Here is a 17,271-nt window from a genome sequence, read left to right as displayed (position 1 = left end):
ACCGCCCACTTCTCGACCGGGTGCGACATGGAGGTTGGAGATGCGTGGACTGCGTCATGTTGCGGCGGGGATCGCCGCTCTGGGAATAGCGAGTGTGGCTCTGGCAGGGTGCGCCGTGGGCACGGGCGGCGCGGATGACTCCGAGGTGGACTACGACTCCGACACCGATCTCAGCGGCTCGATGTCGGTCATGGGATTCTCCGGCGTGGACGAGATCGCGACAGCGCGCATCGATCTGGCCGAGCAGGAGCTCGGCGATGTCGAGGTGAGTCTCATCGAAGGCGAACTGGACCTTCAGCAGTTCCTGTCCGCCGTAGCCTCGGGCGAACCCCCCGCGGTCGTCTACGCCAACCGCAATCAGATCGGGTCGCTTGCCGCACGTGGCGCGATCCTTCCCCTCGATCGCTGCATCGAGGGCGAAGACATCGACACCGACATGTACGTGCCGGAGGCGCTGGAGCAGGTGACCTTCGACGATTCCGTCTACGGGATCCCCGAGTTCAACTCGATCCAGATGACCATGGCCAACGCCGATCTCCTCGCCGGTGCAGGCCTGACCATCGACGACGTCAACGGCTCGAGCTGGGAGGCCGTGAGCGCCGCCAACGCCGCCCTCACGAAGACCGAGGGCGGGAAGCTCACCGTCATCGGGTACGACAGCAAGCTGCCCGAGTTCCTTCCCCTGTGGGCCCAGGCCAACGGTGCCGACCTGATCTCCGAAGACGGCCGTACCGCGCAACTCGACGACCCCGCGGTCATCGAAGCGCTCGAATGGGCCGTGTCGATCTACGACCAGCAGGGCGGGTTCAGCGCGGTGAAGGCGTTCCGCGATTCGGCGGACTTCTTCGGCGAAGACAACCAGTTCGCCACCGGCGCGCTCGGCGCGATGCCGATGGAGCAGTGGTACGTCAACGTCCTCAGCGATGTGTCACCCGATGCGCCCATGGCCTTCGACACGGTGCGCGGGCGCGACGGTGCGCCGCTGGCGTATGCCTCCGGCTCGGCGTGGGCGATCCCTTCGGGAAGCCCCAATCCCGAGGCCGCCTGCCGCTGGGCGCGCGCGATGACCTCCGTCGACGCCTGGGAGGCGGCCGGAATCGCCCGCCTGGAAGCCCGTTCGGAGGAGGGAAAGCCGTTCACCGGCCTGCTCACCGCCAACACCGAAGCCGATGAGCTGCTCCGCGGGATGGTCACCGCCGGCGGAGAGCCATGGGACTCTGCCGTGACGGCGATGTACGAGGCCAACGACGCGTCGTTCACGCTTCCGGCCAACCCCGCCGATGCGGAGTTCACGACGGCGATGCAGGATGCCGTGAACAGCGTGCTCAACGGACAGGCCGAACCGGCCGAGGCGATGGCCGCCGCTCAGGAGACGGCGCAGGACGCTCTGGATGAGGCGTGGGCCAAGCTCGACAGCGACGACTGACATGACCGCCCTCTCCGCAGCGCCCGCCGATGTCGACCGGCAACGGTCGCGTCGGCGGGCGCGGCGGCGCAACACCGCCTCGGCACTGCTCTTTCTCTCCCCGTGGCTCATCGGCTTCACGGTGTTCACGGCATGGCCGCTCCTGTACAGCGCCTACCTGTCGTTCACCGACTATGACGTGATCAACGACCCCTCGTTCGTCGGGTGGGAGAACTACATCCGACTGTTCGAGGATCCGAAGATCGCGCTCGCCCTGGGCAACACCTTCTTCTACACGCTCGTGCAGGTGCCGGTCTATGTCGTCGTGGCGCTTGCCCTGGCGGTGCTGCTCGCCCGGGCCGGGCGGGCGTCGGGATTCTTCCGCACCATGGTGTTCCTCCCCAAGATGACGCCCCCGGTGGCCATCGGCATCCTGTTCCTGCTGCTGTTCAACGGCCAGAACGGCGTCATCAACGAAGGACTCGGGCTGCTCGGCATCACGGGGCCGGCCTGGACCACCGACCCGGCGTGGGTGAAGCCCGGACTGGTCATCATGAGCCTCTGGACGATCGGGTCGTCGGTGATCATCCTGCTCGCAGCCCTCCAGGGGGTGCCCGAGGAACTGTACGAATCGGCTCGTATCGACGGCGCCGGGCGCTGGCGGCAACTGATCAGCGTCACGCTGCCGCTGATCAGTCCGGCGCTGTTCTTCATCATCGTCGTGAACACGATCGCGGGTCTACAGACCTTCGACGAGGCGTACACCGCCTTCTTCGGAGCCGGGAACACGACGTACAGCAACGACGCCGCCCTGTTCTACGTCATCTACCTCTTCCAGCAGGCCTTCCAGTTCCTGCACATGGGGTACGCCTCCGCGATGGCGTGGATCCTGTTCTTCCTCATCATGGCCGTCACCGCCGTTCAGCTCCTCGTCTCCCGCCGCGTCGTCTACTACGAAGGGGACGCACCGCAATGACCGGCCTGCTCTCCCCCGGTGCCGCGGAGCAGGCGGGAAACGACGCCGTTCGTCCGAACGGCCCCGTCGCGCCGCCTGTCCCGGCCGACCCCCCGCGGAATCGTAAGCGTCGCTTCACTCCCGGCCGCGTGGTGGTCATCGCGCTCCTGGTGGTGGTGACCGTCGCGTTCGCCTACCCCTTCGTGTGGCTCGTGTCGGCCTCGTTCAAGCCGCGCGGCGAGGTGTTCGACAACCGCCTCATCCCGCAGACCTTCACCTTCGATAATTACGTGCAGGTCTGGCAGGAGGCGCCGCTGGCGCTGTGGCTGCTCAACACGCTGATCGTCACCGTCCTCGCCGCCGGAACGGTGACGATCTCCAGCGCCATGGTCGCGTGGGGCTTCGCGTACTTCCGCTTCCGCGGTCGGACCGCGCTGTTCGGGCTGGTGCTCGCCTCGATGATGCTTCCCGGCGCCGTCACGATGATCCCCACGTTCCTCATCTGGAACTCGCTGGGCTTCGTGGGAACGCTCGTCCCGCTGTGGGCGGGCAATCTGTTCGCGAGCGCGTTCTACGTCTTCCTGCTGCGTCAGTTCATGATGGGCCTGCCCCGCGAGTTGTTCGACGCCGCGCGCGTGGATGGCGCCACGCAGTGGGGGGTGTTCTGGCGGATCGCGCTGCCGCTGCTGAAGCCCGCCCTGGCGGTGACGCTCGTCTTCGAGGTGCAGGCGGTGTGGACCGACCTCATGCGCGCGTTGATCTATCTCCGCGACTCGTCGACCTTCACCATCCCGCGGGGACTCAAGTCGCTCGTCGACGCGTTCGGGTTCGGGGGCGAGTGGCACTGGGAGCTCATCGTGACGGCGAGTGTCATCGCGACCGTCCCGATGATCATCGTGTTCTTCCTCGCCCAGAAGCAGATCATTCAGGGGATCGCCACCTCCGGTCTCAAGGGGTGACTTCGGAAGTCAAGCCCCGATCGGACTGTCGGAAGTTCGACTTACGGTGACAAGCTCCCACCGAAAGGATCCAAGTATGGCGATCGCTGACAACTGCATGGCCCCTGGCGACCGCGACGTGTCATTCGCCGGGGGTGGCCGACTCGTCCTGCTCCCCATCGGCACCGAGGACTGGCTCATCCACGACACCCGCTTCCCCGACAACGACGCCCGCCGCGTGGTGGCGTGTGTCCGCGAGCGCGGCCTCGACCACGTCGACGTGCTCTGGCTGCGCGGTCGAGGACTGCCGGCGCACTTCGCACGGCTCTCGGACGCTCTGGATGCGGCTGCGCGAGCGGTCGCCGGATAGCCCACTCTGACGGGACGTCTGGCCGCACAGCATCCACCCGCGCCGCATCCGAAATCCGGATGCGGCGTTTCCATTGAGCGGGACCTGGAGGAGCCGGCTCCCGCCCCAGGCTCCGGCCGCCGGCTCCCGCCCCAGGCTCCGGCCTCGGGCTCCGGCGTCAGGCGATGCGCGTGCCCGGTGGGAGCCGGCGCGCCGGGGTGCGCGTGCGCTGCCATCCCCAGACGAGAAGCCCTGCGGTGAGAATCAGCTGCACGGCCAGTCCGACGAACCAGCTCGGCGCCGTGCCCCCGATCTGCTCCTGCGGAACAGGGCCGCCGTTCTGCCATGGCCCGGTGTCGCAGTAGTCGTTGCGCACCTCGGTTTCCGGCGCGATCTGCGCTGCACGCACGCCCCAGGCGATCTGACCGAACAGATCCTCGGGATACCCCTGCGGCGAGTACGTCGTCGGAGTGGCATCGGCCAGGATGACGAACGGATTCGCGGCGAGGACCCACCACACGTGGTCGGTCCGCGGCACCTCGTAGGTGTACTCCTGCCACTCGCTGCATTCGCCCTCGTCGATGTAGCTCCGCTCGACGCTGGTCACCTCCACGCGTGCCGTGGCGGCGCCGAGGCCGAAGGCGATCACCGTCCCGACCGTGAGCGCGGCGACGACCAGGTACGTCGCCGCGACCGAGAAGAGGGGGCGGGCGATGATCGCGCTGAGGCCCACGCCGATCCCCGCGACGACCCCGACTTCGACGACGAGGATGAGGAGCGACGTCACGATCGTGGCGGGCGCGAGACGGCCGGCCAGCGTCGCGACCACGAGGAACGGCAGGGCGACGACGAGGAACGCGAGCCCGGCGATCCACGCCGCGAGGAACTTCCCGATCAGGATCTCCCCGGTCGTCGTGAGGGTCACCTGCATCGGAGCGAGGGTCGCCGCATCCCGATCGCCGTTGATGCTGTTCCCGCTCAGTGTCGGCGAAACCAGCAGCGCCAGCAGGAGCACGAGGAAGATGAGCAGCGAGAACAGCCACGCGCCGCTGTCGGCGGTCATCGCCGAGGCGGCGAGCGCCAGCACCGTGACGACCAGCAGCACCAGGGCGAAGATGCCCAAGAGCACGTACCAGGCGACCGAGCGCAGGCGCTGCGTCAGTTCGAGACGGATGACGGTGCCGAGCCGTGCGGGGTTCATGCGTTTCCGCCGCGAAGGTCGAGGAACGTGTGCTCGAGGTCGCCGGTGGCGGGCGCGAACTCCGTGACCGCCACGCCGGCGGCCACGAGGGCGCTGAGGGCCCGGGCGGCTTCGACCTCGGAGCCGAACGGGGCAAGCACATCCCGGCGGTCGACGGCGAGTTCGTCGGGCCGACGGCCGAGGGCGGCGGCGACCCGCTCGAGGGCATCGGACGGCGCCGCCTGCGCCGCATCCCCGGGCGCATCCCCGGGCGCGGCGGCGAGGAGCAGCCGGATGCGCCACGCCCGCGTCCGTCCAGCCGCCTGCGCGACCCGGTCGGCCGAAACAGTCGCTCCGGCGACGAGGAAGACCGCGTCGTCGATGACCTCTTCGAGTTCGCTCAGCACGTGGCTGGAGAGGAGGATGGTGCGCCCATCGGCCGCGAGCCGGCGCAGCAGCACGCGCAGGTCGATCCGCGCCTGCGGGTCGAGCCCCGACGCGGGCTCGTCCAGCAGCAGGATGCGGGGGTCGTGGACGAGCGCCCGCGCCAGGGCGAGTCGCTGCTTCTGCCCCCGCGACAGCACCCGGGTGGCGGACCCGGCCAGCTCGGTCAGCCCGACCTCTTCCAGCAGCAGGTCGGCTCGGTACGCGGCGTCCGCCCGGGACAGGTCGTACAGGCGGCCGGTGACCACGAGCGTCTCCCGGGCGGTCAGCGTCGGCCAGCCGCCCAGGGTGTCGGGCATCCAGCCGAGCTGCGCACGTGCCGCGGCGGGATCGGACACCGGATCGACGCCGTTCAGGCGGATCTCCCCCGCATCCGGTTGCAGCAGCGACGCGAGCATGAGCAGCAGGGTGGTCTTCCCGGAGCCGTTCGGGCCGACGAGACCGGTGACGCGTCCGGTCTCCGCCCGGAGGGTGACGTCGCGCACCGCCTCCACCGAACCGAACGACCGCCGGACGCCGTCGACGGCGATTCCGGGCGCGGGCATGCGGTCAGCCTAGGGGGTGCCGACGTGGGCGGAGCACAGCGCGGTCAACTGTGGAAAAAGCTCAGGCCGAGGTCCGGATGGTCGACGAACACGCCATCCACGCCGGAATCGCGGATCACCGACCACTCACCGGCGTAGTCGCCGAAGGCACCGGCACCCCCGCGCCCGCGGAATTGCGGAAGAAGGAAGGCATTCTCGGGCCGGCAGGTCCAGGTGAAGACCTGCAGCCCGCGGTCGTGCGCATCCCGTACGACCGGGCTCGCGCCTGCGGTGCGGCCGCGCCGGTCGGGAGCGAGGATCATGCGCTTGTCGACGCTGATGCCGTCGACGGAGCCGACCAGCCGATCCAGCCCCGCGGGTGCGGCGGTCGCGGCGTAGGTCGGCGCGGATGCGCCGTGCTCTGCCATGAGGTCGTACGGACGACCGGCCGCCTCCAGCAGGTAGATGTACGTGGCGGGGATGTCGCGTTCCCGGAGCCGGGCGAGCACGGTCGACTCGAACGATTCGAGCACGAGCGGCAGTTCTCCGCGCGCCCAGCCGGCAGCCTCCAGCTCGGCCGCGATGAGCGCGGCGATGTCGAAGCCGAGCCCCCCGAAGTACGTGGCGTGCTTGATCTCCAAGACGACGCCGATCTCGCGCCCCTGCTCGAAAGAGGCTTCGCGCACGAGGTCGAGCACGTCGCGGAGGCGCAGCAGAGGCTGCGTCCCGTCGAACGTTGCGCTGGACGGGCGGATCTTCGGCAGCCGTTCGCGGGCGTGGAGCGTTGCCAGCTCGTCCCAGGTGAAGTCCTCCGTGAACCAGCCGGTCACCTGGGCCTCATCGATCGTCTTCGTCGTGCGGCGGTCGGCGAACTCGGGATGCTGCGCCACATCCGTCGTGGAGCCGATCTCGTTCTCGTGACGGACCACGAGCACGCCGTCGCGCGAGACGACGATGTCGGGCTCGACCGCATCCACCCCCATAGCCAGCGCCAGATCATAGGACGAGCGGCTGTGCTCGGGACGGTACCCCGGGGCGCCACGGTGTCCGATCACGAGCGGGCGGGGGCGACTCACGGCCCCACGCTACCCGGGCGACATCGGGGCGCCACCGGGGGTTGCATCGCTCATAGCGAACCCTCAGCGCCGTTCAGCCGGCGTCCACACGCGGTCCGCTATCGTTATTGCACAGCACAGTGCTGTGATCCCGAACATTCTTTGGAGTGTGAGAGCAAGTGGCCCTCAACAACCCGGCCTTCAACAACCCGGCGTTCCAGGACTCCCGTGCCTCTTCGACGTACCGGGGCGGTCCCGCCGGGACGCAGTACGCGCCGCCGCCGGCCGCCGAAGCCGCACAGCTGGACGGCATGTACGCCTCGCCCCCGGCGGGCGCGCGCGAGACCGGCCGCATGACGGTCGAAGACACCGTCCACAAGACCCTCGCCCTCTTCGGCGTGCTGCTGGTGACCGCGGTCGTCGGCTGGGTCTGGACGATGTCGGGCGTCACCGCCGCGAACCCGAACCCCTCGGTTGCTCCGTGGCTGATCGGTGCGCTCGGCGGTTTCGTGCTGGCGCTGGTCAACATCTTCAAGAAGCAGCCGTCGGTGCCGCTGATCGTGGCCTACGCCGCTTTCGAGGGGCTGTTCGTCGGTGGCATCTCGGCCTACTTCGAGTTCATCTACCCGGGCATCGTCTTCCAGGCGACCCTCGCGACCCTTTCGGTCGTGGGAGTGACGCTCGCGCTGTTCGCGAGCGGCAAGATCCGCGCGTCCGCCAAGGCGACGAAGATCTTCCTCATCGCGATGGTCGGCTACCTCGTGTTCAGCCTTGTCAACGTCGGCCTGATGCTCTTCAACGTCCCGGTCGCCGGAGGCGCTTTCGGTCTCCGCTCGATCGAGGTCTTCGGCATCCCGCTGGGTGTCATCATCGGCCTCCTGGTGGTCGTGATGGCCGCCTACTCGCTGGTGCTCGACTTCGATCAGATCCAGCGCGGCGTCCGCGCCGGCGCCCCCCGCAAGTTCGCGTGGGTCGGGGCCTTCGGCATCATGGTCACCGTCGTGTGGCTGTACGTCGAGATCCTCCGCATCCTCGCCCTCTTGCGCGGCAACAACTGATCCACCGCTTCCCGAAGGGGGTCGCCCATCCGGGCGGCCCCCTTCGTCGTCCCCGCGGCGCTTCGGCCTAGTCGCGCCGCTTCGGTAGCGGTCGCGGCGCTTCGGTGTCGTCGCGCCGGTGCGGTAGGGGTCGCGGCGGGAGGAGAAGTGCACAAGGGAGGACCCCTCCAGGCGAAAGGGCCCTCCCCAGCGGACATCTCCTCCCCACACGCACCCACCCCAGCCCCACCCAGCCCCACTCAGCCCGCCGAGCGAGCGCCCCGGGAGGAGAAGTGCACAAGGGAGGAACCATCCAGGCAAAAACGCCCTCCCGAACGGACATCTCCTCCGAAGAGGCACACCCCAGCCCCATGAGCCACCCACCCCGTCGGCGGCGTCCGCCGAGCGGCGACCGCCCCGGGAGGAGAAGTGCACAACGGAGGAACCATCCGGGCAAGAACGCCCTCCCCAGCGCACATCCCCTCCCCACACGTCCGCACCCCGGCGTCGCAGCAGGCCCCTCCCCACACGCACCCCCCACGGCGCGGCACCACGCTCCCCCGGAACGAAGCGAAGCGCATCAGCGCACGCCACCGGCACCGTGGCGTGGCCGCATCACCGCGCAAGGCCTGGCCGCCGCATCCACTGCACGGATACCCTCGGCGGCATGAGTCCGTCAAAGACCCCCGCCGAGATCCTCGAGGTCGACGGGCATGAGGTCCGCGTGACGAGCCCCGACCGTGTGGTGTTCCCCGAGCCGGGGATCACGAAGCTCGACATCGTCCGGTACTACCTCGCCGTAGCCGACGGTGCGCTGCGCGGTGCGGGCGGCCGGCCGATGGTGCTCAAACGGTTCGTGAAGGGCATCGATCAGGAGGCGTTCTTCCAGAAGCGCGTGCCGGAGAACCACCCCGACTTCATCGACACCGCGACGCTGCATTACGCGCGCGGCACGTCGGCTGAGGAGACGGTGGTGCGGGATGCTGCGGGGCTCGCGTGGATCGCGAACCTCGGCTGCCTCGACCTGAACCCGCACCCCGTGCGCGCCGAAGACCTCGACCATCCCGACGAGCTGCGCGTGGACCTGGATCCGATGCCCGGTGTCGACTGGTCGCAGATCGTCGATGTCGCGTTCATCGCACGGGACGTTCTGACGGATTACGGCCTGGTCGGATGGCCCAAGACGAGCGGCTCGCGGGGCCTTCACATCCTCGTCCGCATCGCCCCGGACTGGGACTTTCGTCAGGTACGCCTCGCCGCCGAGACGCTCGCGCGGGAGGTGGAGAACCGGGCGCCGGGGCTGGCGACGGCGCGCTGGTGGAAGGAGGAGCGCGGCGAGAGCGTCTTCGTCGACTTCAATCAGAACGCCAAGGACCGCACGGTCGCGTCGGCCTACTCCATCCGTCCCCTCCCCGACGCGCGCGTCTCGACGCCGCTGACCTGGGAGGAGGTCCGCACCAGGCGTCCCGAGGAGTTCACCATCCGCAGCGTGCGCGACCGTTACGCCGACATCGGTGACCCGCACCGCGGCATCGACGACGCGGTCGGATCGCTCGAAGGCCTGCTCCAGCTCGCCGAAGATCTCGGACCCGCCGAGAAGCCGCCGCGCGACTCCGACGGCTCCGGACGACGGGCATCCACGATGCCGCTCATCGAGATCGCCCGCACCAAGACGAAGCCCGAGGCGCTCGAGCTTCTCGAATCGTGGAAGACGCAGCATCCGAAGGTCGCGGGGATGCTGCATCCTGCCGATGTCCTCGTGGACGGCATGCGCGGGTCGAGCTCGCTCTGGTACCGCGTGCGCGTGAACCTCCAGCACGTACCCGAGCCGGAACGCCCGCCGCAGGGCGAGCTGCTCGCGTCATACGACCCCTGGGCCTGAATCCCGGACACGGAGGGACGCGGACAAGCGGGCGAGCCCGTACTCGAATGCGGCATCGACGTCGCCGCCGAGCCGGAAGGCGCCGGCGAGCTCCATCGTGATGAACCCCAGCGCCCAGGCCGTGATGAGTCGCGCGGCATCCAGCGCATGCTCCTCCCCGACCGCGGCGCGAGCTGCCCTCAGGACGGGTTCGCTCACGCGGGCGAGGACCTCCGGATCGGCATGACCGCCCACCAGAAACCGGAATCCCTCGGGCTGCTGGCGCGCGAACGCGCGGAACGCGCGCGCGAGGCCCTCGATCGAGTCCGTCGCCTCGAGGTCGGCTCGCAGATCCTCCGCGATCGCGGTGGCGACGAGGGCGAGGAGACCTTCACGGTCGCGCACGCGTTTGTACAGCGACGGCGCGCGCACGCCGACTCTCTCGGCCACCGCCTGCATTGTCACGCGTGCCGGGCCGCCTGCCTCGAGCAGCTCACGGGCAGCCGCGACGATCTGGTCCAACGACGTGCGCTCGGGTGTCGGCATGCGCCCTCCTCATGGCTATTGACATAAGCTATCATAGCTATGTACCATAGCCATACTAACCACAGACAGGATTGTCCTCTCATGCGACTCGCACCCCACCTCTCCCGCCTCGGGAACGACATCGTGGCGGCCCATCTCATTGACACCCCCGACGGCATCACCGTGGTCGACACGGCACTCCCCGGCCACTGGCGCGATCTGCAAGCCGAACTGCGCTCCCTCGGCCGCTCGATCGACGACATCAAGGGCGTCATCCTCACGCACGGCGACAGCGACCACATCGGTTTCGCCGAGCGCCTGCGACGCGACCACGGCGTGCCGGTGTTCGTCCACACGGCCGATGCCGTCCGCGCACGCACCGGGAAGAAGCCGAAGACGCCCATGGGTGCGCTGCGGCTGGCGCCGACCCTCGGCTTCTTCGCGTACAGCCTGCGCAAGGGCGGGATGCGGACGCACTATCTGACCGAGGTCGTCGAGGTGCACGACGGTGACGTGCTGGATCTCCCGGGCGCCCCGCAGATCATCGGCATGCCCGGTCACTCCCCGGGCAGCATCGCGGTGTACTCCCCCGTCGCGGATGCGGTGTTCGTCGGCGATGCGCTCACCTCACGCAACGTGCTCACGGGCCGGCTCGGGATGCAGCCGGCACCCTTCACCGACGAGCCGGCCGAGGCCCTGGCGTCGCTCGACCGCCTGGCCCCGCTCGAGGCATCCTGGGTCCTCCCCGGGCACGGCGCCCCGTTCCGCGGATCGCCGGCGGAGGCGGCGGCGGCCGTGCGGGCGGTGGCGGCCTGAGACCCCAGGCGCGGAGTGCGGCGGCGGCCCCGCTCCGCCCCAACTCAGGATGGATGCGGCGGTCGGTTCCGCACACCCGCGGATTTCCGCGGCGCGCGGCCAGACGCGTTCACACTCAGCCTGAGTTAGGCGCGGAGGATGCCCACCGCCCCGGCCCCGGGAACGCGGGCGGGATGCCGGAGCGCGAGAGCGGGCGGGATGCCGGAGCGCGAGAGCGGCCGGCGGGGAGTTGGCCCCGTACCGCGGTGGCCGCACGACCCGCGATACGCGGAGTCACGCGCGCCGGGCGCCGGGCGGCGACGTCATCACGCGCGCCTGGCGCCAGCCGGAGACGTCGCCGCGCGCGCCGCGCCGTGGTGGCCGGCCGGCCGGAGACGCCGTCGCGGGTCAGACGCGCCGGGAGGGCCGGGCAAGCACGTCCGTCACCGCGGATGCGAGCGCCGACATGGCGCGATCGGGGTCCAGCGCCCGGGATGCGGCGACCGCTTCGACCGCGAGACGCTCCCGCAGGGCGGTGTCGGTGAGCACGTCCACCACCGCCGCTGCGAGGCTCTCCTCGTCGCCGTCGGGCACCAGAATCCCGCCGCCGGAGGAGAGCTGATCACGCGGGCCGTAGCGGACGTCGAAGACAACGGCCGGGCAGCCGTGGACGAGCGCCTCGGCCAGAGCGAGACCCTGTCCCTCGAACGCGGAAGTCTGCAGGTACACCGCCGCCTCGTCCAGCACCCGGCCGGGATCGCCGGTGGCTCCGCGTAGCGCGACGATTGCGGAAAGCCCCCGCTCATCGATGAGGCCCTGCAGTCGTGCCCGCTCCGAGCCCTCGCCGTAGATGTCGAGCCGCGCGTCCGGCACCGCCTCGACGACGCGTGCGAACGTGCGAATCGCTGCATCGATGCGCTTGCCGGGCGCCAGCCGCCCGAGCATCACCACCCGCCCGGGCACGCGGTCGGCAACCGGCACGACCGCTTCGGCCGCCGGGACGCCGTGCGGCGCGAGAACGTGCACGTCGGATGCTCCGAACCGGTCCTGCACGTCGATGCGCTGCGTCGCGGTGGGCCACAACACGGCGTCGAAACGCTCAGCGAGCGTGAACCATCGGGTCCACAGAGGGTTCAGCTCCGCGTCCGGCGTGTACGGCGGCTCGAGGTGGATCGTGTGGATGGCGTGGACGAGGCGCACGCCGGGGTCGTCCCATCCGGCGAGCAGCTCGCCGAGCTGCCGGGACTCGCACACGACGACCACCGGCTTGTCTGCGATCGACCGCAGCTCTGCCACGACGAATGCCAGCCACGCGCGATAGAGCGCACCGAACCCGTCGATCACCCCTACCGCACCGCCGTGTCGGTCGCGCACGACGACCGGAGCGGTGCTGATGTGCCAGTCGGGGTCACCCGCGATCACCGGCAGGTCCACGACGGGCCGGCCCGCTGCATCCGCGATCGATCGATAGGCGAGCGCCGGATCGGCCTCTCCGGGATGCGCGGCGCCCCGGAGCCACGCCGCCGCGCCGCCGCGCGGATCGGCCGCCTCGTCGAAGAGGTTCCGTATCCGGTCGGCCGCGATGACGGCGCCCCGCCGCGCGAACTCCGCCCGGTGCGCGGCGTGGTCGGCGACGGCGCCCGGATCCACCGTGAGCAGCAGCGGACCTCGGCCGCCCTCGACGCCGGCTTCGGCCATCTGCCGGGCGCGCGCGAGCGTCGCGATCGTGTATCCGCCGTCGAGATCAGGGATGAGCCGGCTCGACAGCACGAGGTACCACGCGTCCGGAAACTCCGTCATCCCGTCCCCCACTGCCCACCGGGTTCGGTTTCGCTCCGGCTACCGAGCGACGGAGCGCGTAGTGATGTCCTGTCCCGGCCAATCGGGGTAGGGGCCCCCGCTCTTGGTCGGGACAGGACGTCACCGAGCGCGGAGCCGCCCACCAGACAGCCGAGGGAGGACATGGGGGCTCACTCCCATTCGATGGTCCCCGGCGGCTTCGACGTCACGTCGAGCACGACCCGGTTGACCTCGCGCACCTCGTTGGTGATGCGGTTCGAGATGCGGGAGAGAACGTCGTACGGCAGGCGCGTCCAGTCCGCGGTCATCGCATCTTCACTGGAGACCGGGCGCAGCACGATCGGGTGACCGTACGTGCGTCCGTCACCCTGCACCCCCACGGAGCGCACGTCGGCGAGGAGTACCACGGGGCACTGCCAGATCTCCGCGTCCAGACCCGCCTTGGTCAGCTCGGCGCGGACGATCGCGTCGGCGTCACGCAGAATCTCGAGACGGTCAGCGGTGACCTCACCGACGATCCGGATGCCGAGGCCGGGGCCCGGAAACGGCTGGCGTCCGACGATCACCTCGGGCAGGCCCAGCTCGCGGCCGATCGCCCGCACCTCGTCCTTGAAGAGGGTGCGCAGCGGCTCGACGAGCTCGAACTGGAGGTCTTCCGGGAGACCGCCGACGTTGTGGTGGCTCTTGATGTTGGCCGTTCCGCTGCCGCCGCCGGACTCGACGACGTCGGGGTACAGCGTCCCCTGCACGAGGAACCGGATCGGCTCGCCGTCGGCGGCGGCTTCCGCGACGAGCTCGGCCTCGGCGGCTTCGAAGACGCGGATGAACTCGCGGCCGATGATCTTGCGCTTCTGCTCGGGGTCGCTCACCCCGGCGAGCGCGTCGAGGAACTGCTGCCGCGCGTCGACGGTGACCAGGCGCACGCCCGTGGACGCGACGTAGTCGTTCTCGACCTGCTCGCGTTCGCCCTTGCGGAGGAGGCCGTGGTCCACGAACACGCAGACGAGCTGGTCGCCGACGGCCTTGTGCACGAGAGCGGCCGCGACGGCGGAATCGACCCCACCGGACAGTCCGCAGATCACCCGGGCATCGCCCACCTGCGCGCGGATCTTCTCCACCTGCTCGGCGATGACGTTGCCGCTGTTCCAATCGGCGGCAAGACCTGCCGCGCGGTGCAGGAAGTTCTCCAGCACGGCCTGGCCGTGGTCGGTGTGCTTGACCTCGGGGTGCCACTGGACGCCGTACATGCGCCGTGCGTCGTTGCCGAACGCGGCCACGGGCGTCGCGGCCGTACGAGCGAGCACCTCGAATCCGTCGGGAGCCCGCGACACCTGGTCGCCGTGGCTCATCCAGACGTTCTGCGCCGGGGGCTGGCCCTGCAGGAGCGTCCCCTCGGTCACGATCGTCGCGTCGGTCGCACCGTATTCGCGGAGCCCCGTGTGGGCGACCTCACCTCCGAGCGCCTGCGCCATGACCTGGAACCCGTAGCAGATGCCGAGGGTGGGCACCCCGAGGTCGAAGACGCCCGCGTCCACCGACGGGGCGCCCTCCTCGTACACCGACGACGGGCCGCCGGAGAGGATGATGCCCACGGGGCTCTTCGCGGCGATCTCCGCAGCCGTGGCGGTGTGCGGCACGATCTCGCTGTAGACCCCCGCCTCGCGAACGCGGCGGGCGATCAGCTGGGCGTACTGCGCGCCGAAGTCGACGACGAGGACGGGGCGCTGCTCGGTGCCGGTGGCACTGTCGGGGGCGCTGGCGTCGGCAATGGATGCTGCGCTGTCGGGCTGTTCGGTCAACGGATGCCTTCCGGAGCGGGGACCAATGCGGGTGCCTCAGCGGCTTCGCGCTCGGCGAGGTACGTGCGCACCTGCCGGGCGGTGGCCGCCTCGAGGAAGAAGGACGACAGCGGCACCACGCCGCCGAGGGCGAGGAGCAGGAAGCGCGGCAGACGCCAGCGCATGAGGCTCCACAGGCGGAAGCAGGCGAACAGGTACACGACGTAGAACCAGCCGTGGGCGACGAGGATGAAGAGCGAAATGTTGAAGCCGTCGCCGGTGGAGATCATCTCGCAGCTGTTGGTCCCGGGGAGGAACAGCGACCACCACTCGCATCCGGGGCCGGCGATCACCGTCGCGAACCACAGCGCCCCACCGCTCCCGCCCGCGAACAGCTCGAGGTGCAGGGGCGTGTACTTGAAGATCATCTCCGTCAGCAGAAGGAGCAGGCCGACACCGGTGATGATGGAGGCGACCTGGTAGAACTTCAGCGCTCCACGGATCGCCGGAAAAGAGGCGAGCTTCGGGGCAGCAGGCATGTTTCCAGTCTACCCGCGCGCCCCTGAGCCGCCGTCCCCCGGAGTGCTCGCGGCCTCCGCTGCAGCGTCCTCGAGGTCTTCGAGTTCCCTCTCCCACGCGTCGCGCGCGAGCCGGTACCAGAGGTAGAAGGCGAAGCCGGCGAACACGGCCCACTCCACGGCGTAGAAGATGTTCAGCCAGTTGACGTTGCTCCCCTCTTCGGGGGCCGGTGACGAGATCTCCTCGAGCCCGCCGAGCGCCTCGAAGGAGACCAGGTACGGGCGATACACGTCGATGCCTTCGATGTCGTGCCACCGCGAGAGCAGCGCGGGCGGCGACATGCGGGTGATCTCCTGCGGATCTGAGGCGGGAGGAAGCGCCGGCCCCTCGTCCGAGATGAGACGGCCGGTCACTTCCACCAGCGCATCCGGATTCTCCCTCGCCTCCTCCGACAGGGCGGATGCGGCGGATTCGGCCGACGCGCGGTCCGGTGCCCACCCCACGGCCACGGCCAGGGAGGTGGGGACGTCCGTGTCGGCGAGGCGCAACTGTCCGGTGACCCAGAATCCCTCCACGCCGTCGTTCACCCGCGCCGAGACCACCAGGAAGTCATCCGGGATCCAGCGTCCGACGGTCTCGACCTGCTGGCCGACGAGCGGCTCGGGCAGGTACTCCCCCGGCTGCGCGACGTCGGCGAGCGGCCGGAGCTCTTCCGTCATGCCCGGAGGGGGCGGCGACGTATCGATCGCGCGGCCGAGCTGCCACTGACCGAGCCACGCGAAGACCCCGGCCACGACCAGGCAGAGCGCCAGCATCGCGAGCCACTGCGGTCGGAGGAGCACCTCCCGCAGGGTAGGCGGGAAGACCTCGGGCAGTGTGTCGGGGGCGTCGCTCATCGCCCGCCCCGGCGAGGGAGGGAGGGCTGCATCAGCTGCCGTAGGGGGCAACGACGACCTCGACGCGCTGGAACTCCTTGAGATCGGAGTACCCCGTGGTTGCCAGGGACTTCCGGAGCGCTCCGATGAGGTTCGCCGTGCCGTTGGACACCGGTGCGGGTCCGTACAGCACTTCTTCGAGGGGGCCGGTCTGATCGACGCGCACGCGGCGTCCGCGCGGCAGCTGCGGGTGGTGGGCCTCCGGACCCCAGTGGAATCCCCGGCCGGGGGCGTCGGTGGCGCGGGCCAGCGCGACGCCGAGCATCACCGCATCCGCGCCCATCGCGAGCGCCTTGACGATGTCGCCGGAGGTTCCCACGCCGCCGTCCGCGATGACGTGCACGTAACGGCCGCCCGACTCGTCGAGGTAATCGCGGCGGGCGCCGGCGACGTCGGCGACGGCGGTGGCCATGGGGGCATGGATGCCGAGGGTCGCGCGGGTCGTGGAGGCTGCACCCCCGCCGAATCCGACGAGCACTCCGGCGGCGCCCGTCCGCATGAGGTGGAGGGCGGCGGTGTACGTGCCGGCGCCACCGACGATGACGGGCACGTCGAGGTCGTAGATGAACTTCTTCAGGTTCAGGGGCGCGGCGACGCTCGACACGTGCTCGGCCGACACCGTCGTGCCGCGGATGACGAACAGGTCGACGCCGGCGGCGACCACGGTCTCGTACAGCTCCTGCGTCCGCTGCGGCGTCAGAGCACCGGCCACGGTCACCCCGGCGGCGCGGATCTCGGCGAGCCGATCGCGCACGAGTTCGGGCCGGATGGGCTGGGAGTACATCTCCTGCATGCGGCGCGTGGCATCCGCATCATCCAGCCGCGCGATCTCATCCAGGAGCGGCTCGGGATCGTCGTAGCGCGTCCACAGCCCTTCGAGGTCGAGAACGCCCAGGCCGCCCAGCTGGCCGAGCATGATGGCCGTACGCGGGCTGACGACGGAGTCCATCGGGGCGCCGAGGACCGGGATCTGGAACGGGAAGGCGTCGATCGTCCACGCCGTCGAGACGTCTTCGGGGTTGCGGGTGCGCCGGGACGGCACGACCGCGATGTCGTCGAACGTATAGGCGCGGCGCGCACGCTTGGCACGGCCGAGGTCGATCTCCATGGTCACCGGTCCAGCCTACCCGGGGGTTCCGCCGGCGGTCGGGGCTGGTCGGACGCGTAATGG

16 protein-coding genes are annotated in these 17,271 nt (G+C 70.0%); 7 read left to right on the top strand and 9 right to left on the bottom strand.

The window, feature by feature from the left end:
* Window positions 1–115: 115 nt before the first annotated feature.
* The 4 genes from AC4FS2_RS01515 to AC4FS2_RS01500 all read left to right on the top strand — a co-directional run bounded on the left by AC4FS2_RS01515 (window position 116) and on the right by AC4FS2_RS01500 (window position 3,668).
* The gene (locus AC4FS2_RS01515) at window positions 116–1,426 is read left to right on the top strand and encodes an ABC transporter substrate-binding protein (RefSeq protein ID WP_491154125.1); all 1,311 of its coding nucleotides are present in this window, start codon (window positions 116–118) and stop codon (window positions 1,424–1,426) included.
* Between the two features lies 1 nt (window position 1,427).
* A complete protein-coding gene (locus tag AC4FS2_RS01510; protein WP_491154127.1) occupies window positions 1,428–2,381 on the top strand; it encodes a carbohydrate ABC transporter permease in 954 nt (317 codons plus the stop codon).
* On the top strand, window positions 2,378–3,319 hold the full coding sequence (locus tag AC4FS2_RS01505) for a carbohydrate ABC transporter permease (protein WP_491154129.1): 942 nt from the start codon (window positions 2,378–2,380) through the stop codon (window positions 3,317–3,319). Before AC4FS2_RS01510 ends, AC4FS2_RS01505 begins: the two co-directional genes overlap by 4 nt.
* Window positions 3,320–3,395: 76 nt before the next feature.
* Window positions 3,396–3,668, top strand: a complete 273-nt coding sequence (locus AC4FS2_RS01500) for a hypothetical protein (protein ID WP_491154131.1) — start codon at window positions 3,396–3,398, stop codon at window positions 3,666–3,668.
* Window positions 3,669–3,825: 157 nt separating this feature from the next.
* On the opposite strand, the gene AC4FS2_RS01495 is transcribed toward AC4FS2_RS01500, so the two are convergent.
* From AC4FS2_RS01495 to AC4FS2_RS01485, 3 genes are read right to left on the bottom strand one after another with little or no spacing between them, the layout of a single operon-like run.
* On the bottom strand, window positions 3,826–4,848 hold the full coding sequence (locus AC4FS2_RS01495) for an ABC transporter permease (protein ID WP_491154133.1): 1,023 nt from the start codon (window positions 4,846–4,848) through the stop codon (window positions 3,826–3,828).
* Entirely contained in the window at window positions 4,845–5,816 is a 972-nt protein-coding gene (locus AC4FS2_RS01490) for an ABC transporter ATP-binding protein (protein WP_491154134.1), read from the bottom strand. Before AC4FS2_RS01490 ends, AC4FS2_RS01495 begins: the two co-directional genes overlap by 4 nt.
* 44 nt (window positions 5,817–5,860) lie before the next feature.
* Window positions 5,861–6,871 carry a glycerophosphodiester phosphodiesterase family protein gene (locus AC4FS2_RS01485; RefSeq protein WP_491154136.1) on the bottom strand — a complete coding sequence of 337 codons (1,011 nt, stop codon included), beginning with the start codon at window positions 6,869–6,871 and terminating at the stop codon, window positions 5,861–5,863.
* Window positions 6,872–7,029: 158 nt separating this feature from the next.
* On the opposite strand from AC4FS2_RS01485, the gene AC4FS2_RS01480 reads away from it, so the two are divergent.
* Both AC4FS2_RS01480 and ligD read left to right on the top strand, forming a co-directional pair.
* Complete coding sequence (locus tag AC4FS2_RS01480) at window positions 7,030–7,908, top strand: Bax inhibitor-1/YccA family protein (RefSeq protein ID WP_491154138.1); 879 nt, start codon at window positions 7,030–7,032, stop codon at window positions 7,906–7,908.
* A gap of 646 nt (window positions 7,909–8,554) precedes the next feature.
* Window positions 8,555–9,769, top strand: coding sequence for a non-homologous end-joining DNA ligase (gene ligD / locus AC4FS2_RS01475; protein ID WP_491154140.1), 1,215 nt, complete (start codon window positions 8,555–8,557; stop codon window positions 9,767–9,769).
* On the opposite strand, the gene AC4FS2_RS01470 is transcribed toward ligD, so the two are convergent.
* On the bottom strand, window positions 9,749–10,294 hold the full coding sequence (locus tag AC4FS2_RS01470; RefSeq protein ID WP_491154141.1) for a TetR/AcrR family transcriptional regulator: 546 nt from the start codon (window positions 10,292–10,294) through the stop codon (window positions 9,749–9,751). The two genes, ligD and AC4FS2_RS01470, sit on opposite strands and share 21 nt — an antisense overlap.
* 81 nt (window positions 10,295–10,375) lie before the next feature.
* On the opposite strand from AC4FS2_RS01470, the gene AC4FS2_RS01465 reads away from it, so the two are divergent.
* Window positions 10,376–11,089: an MBL fold metallo-hydrolase gene (locus tag AC4FS2_RS01465; protein ID WP_491154143.1), complete on the top strand. Its 714-nt coding sequence runs from the start codon at window positions 10,376–10,378 to the stop codon at window positions 11,087–11,089.
* 387 nt (window positions 11,090–11,476) lie between these two features.
* Here AC4FS2_RS01465 and AC4FS2_RS01460 read toward each other — a convergent pair whose 3' ends face one another.
* The 5 genes from AC4FS2_RS01460 to AC4FS2_RS01440 all read right to left on the bottom strand — a co-directional run bounded on the left by AC4FS2_RS01460 (window position 11,477) and on the right by AC4FS2_RS01440 (window position 17,208).
* The gene (locus AC4FS2_RS01460; RefSeq protein ID WP_491176290.1) at window positions 11,477–12,868 is read right to left on the bottom strand and encodes a glycosyltransferase; all 1,392 of its coding nucleotides are present in this window, start codon (window positions 12,866–12,868) and stop codon (window positions 11,477–11,479) included.
* 170 nt (window positions 12,869–13,038) lie between these two features.
* Window positions 13,039–14,637, bottom strand: coding sequence for a glutamine-hydrolyzing GMP synthase (gene guaA / locus AC4FS2_RS01455; protein ID WP_491177785.1), 1,599 nt, complete (start codon window positions 14,635–14,637; stop codon window positions 13,039–13,041).
* A gap of 26 nt (window positions 14,638–14,663) precedes the next feature.
* Window positions 14,664–15,185, bottom strand: a complete 522-nt coding sequence (locus AC4FS2_RS01450) for a DUF3817 domain-containing protein (RefSeq protein ID WP_491176288.1) — start codon at window positions 15,183–15,185, stop codon at window positions 14,664–14,666.
* A gap of 9 nt (window positions 15,186–15,194) precedes the next feature.
* On the bottom strand, window positions 15,195–16,061 hold the full coding sequence (locus AC4FS2_RS01445) for an SURF1 family protein (protein WP_491154151.1): 867 nt from the start codon (window positions 16,059–16,061) through the stop codon (window positions 15,195–15,197).
* Between the two features lie 31 nt (window positions 16,062–16,092).
* Complete coding sequence (locus AC4FS2_RS01440) at window positions 16,093–17,208, bottom strand: GuaB3 family IMP dehydrogenase-related protein (protein ID WP_491155684.1); 1,116 nt, start codon at window positions 17,206–17,208, stop codon at window positions 16,093–16,095.
* Between the last annotated feature and the right edge of the window lie 63 nt (window positions 17,209–17,271).

It is taken from the genome of Microbacterium sp. Z10_103, from assembly GCF_058310455.1.
Note: the sequence above shows the minus strand (reverse complement) of the source record. Positions and strands in the feature narration are given on the sequence as shown.

Coding starts and splice junctions, on each gene's coding strand:
- AC4FS2_RS01510 (WP_491154127.1), top strand. CDS start 1,428: ATGACCGCCCTCTCCGCAGCGCCCGCCGATGTCGACCGGCAACGGTCG.
- AC4FS2_RS01505 (WP_491154129.1), top strand. CDS start 2,378: ATGACCGGCCTGCTCTCCCCCGGTGCCGCGGAGCAGGCGGGAAACGAC.
- AC4FS2_RS01500 (WP_491154131.1), top strand. CDS start 3,396: ATGGCGATCGCTGACAACTGCATGGCCCCTGGCGACCGCGACGTGTCA.
- AC4FS2_RS01495 (WP_491154133.1), bottom strand. CDS start 4,848: ATGAACCCCGCACGGCTCGGCACCGTCATCCGTCTCGAACTGACGCAG.
- AC4FS2_RS01490 (WP_491154134.1), bottom strand. CDS start 5,816: ATGCCCGCGCCCGGAATCGCCGTCGACGGCGTCCGGCGGTCGTTCGGT.
- ligD (WP_491154140.1), top strand. CDS start 8,555: ATGAGTCCGTCAAAGACCCCCGCCGAGATCCTCGAGGTCGACGGGCAT.
- AC4FS2_RS01470 (WP_491154141.1), bottom strand. CDS start 10,294: ATGCCGACACCCGAGCGCACGTCGTTGGACCAGATCGTCGCGGCTGCC.
- AC4FS2_RS01465 (WP_491154143.1), top strand. CDS start 10,376: ATGCGACTCGCACCCCACCTCTCCCGCCTCGGGAACGACATCGTGGCG.
- AC4FS2_RS01460 (WP_491176290.1), bottom strand. CDS start 12,868: ATGACGGAGTTTCCGGACGCGTGGTACCTCGTGCTGTCGAGCCGGCTC.
- AC4FS2_RS01450 (WP_491176288.1), bottom strand. CDS start 15,185: ATGCCTGCTGCCCCGAAGCTCGCCTCTTTTCCGGCGATCCGTGGAGCG.
- AC4FS2_RS01445 (WP_491154151.1), bottom strand. CDS start 16,061: ATGAGCGACGCCCCCGACACACTGCCCGAGGTCTTCCCGCCTACCCTG.
- AC4FS2_RS01440 (WP_491155684.1), bottom strand. CDS start 17,208: ATGGAGATCGACCTCGGCCGTGCCAAGCGTGCGCGCCGCGCCTATACG.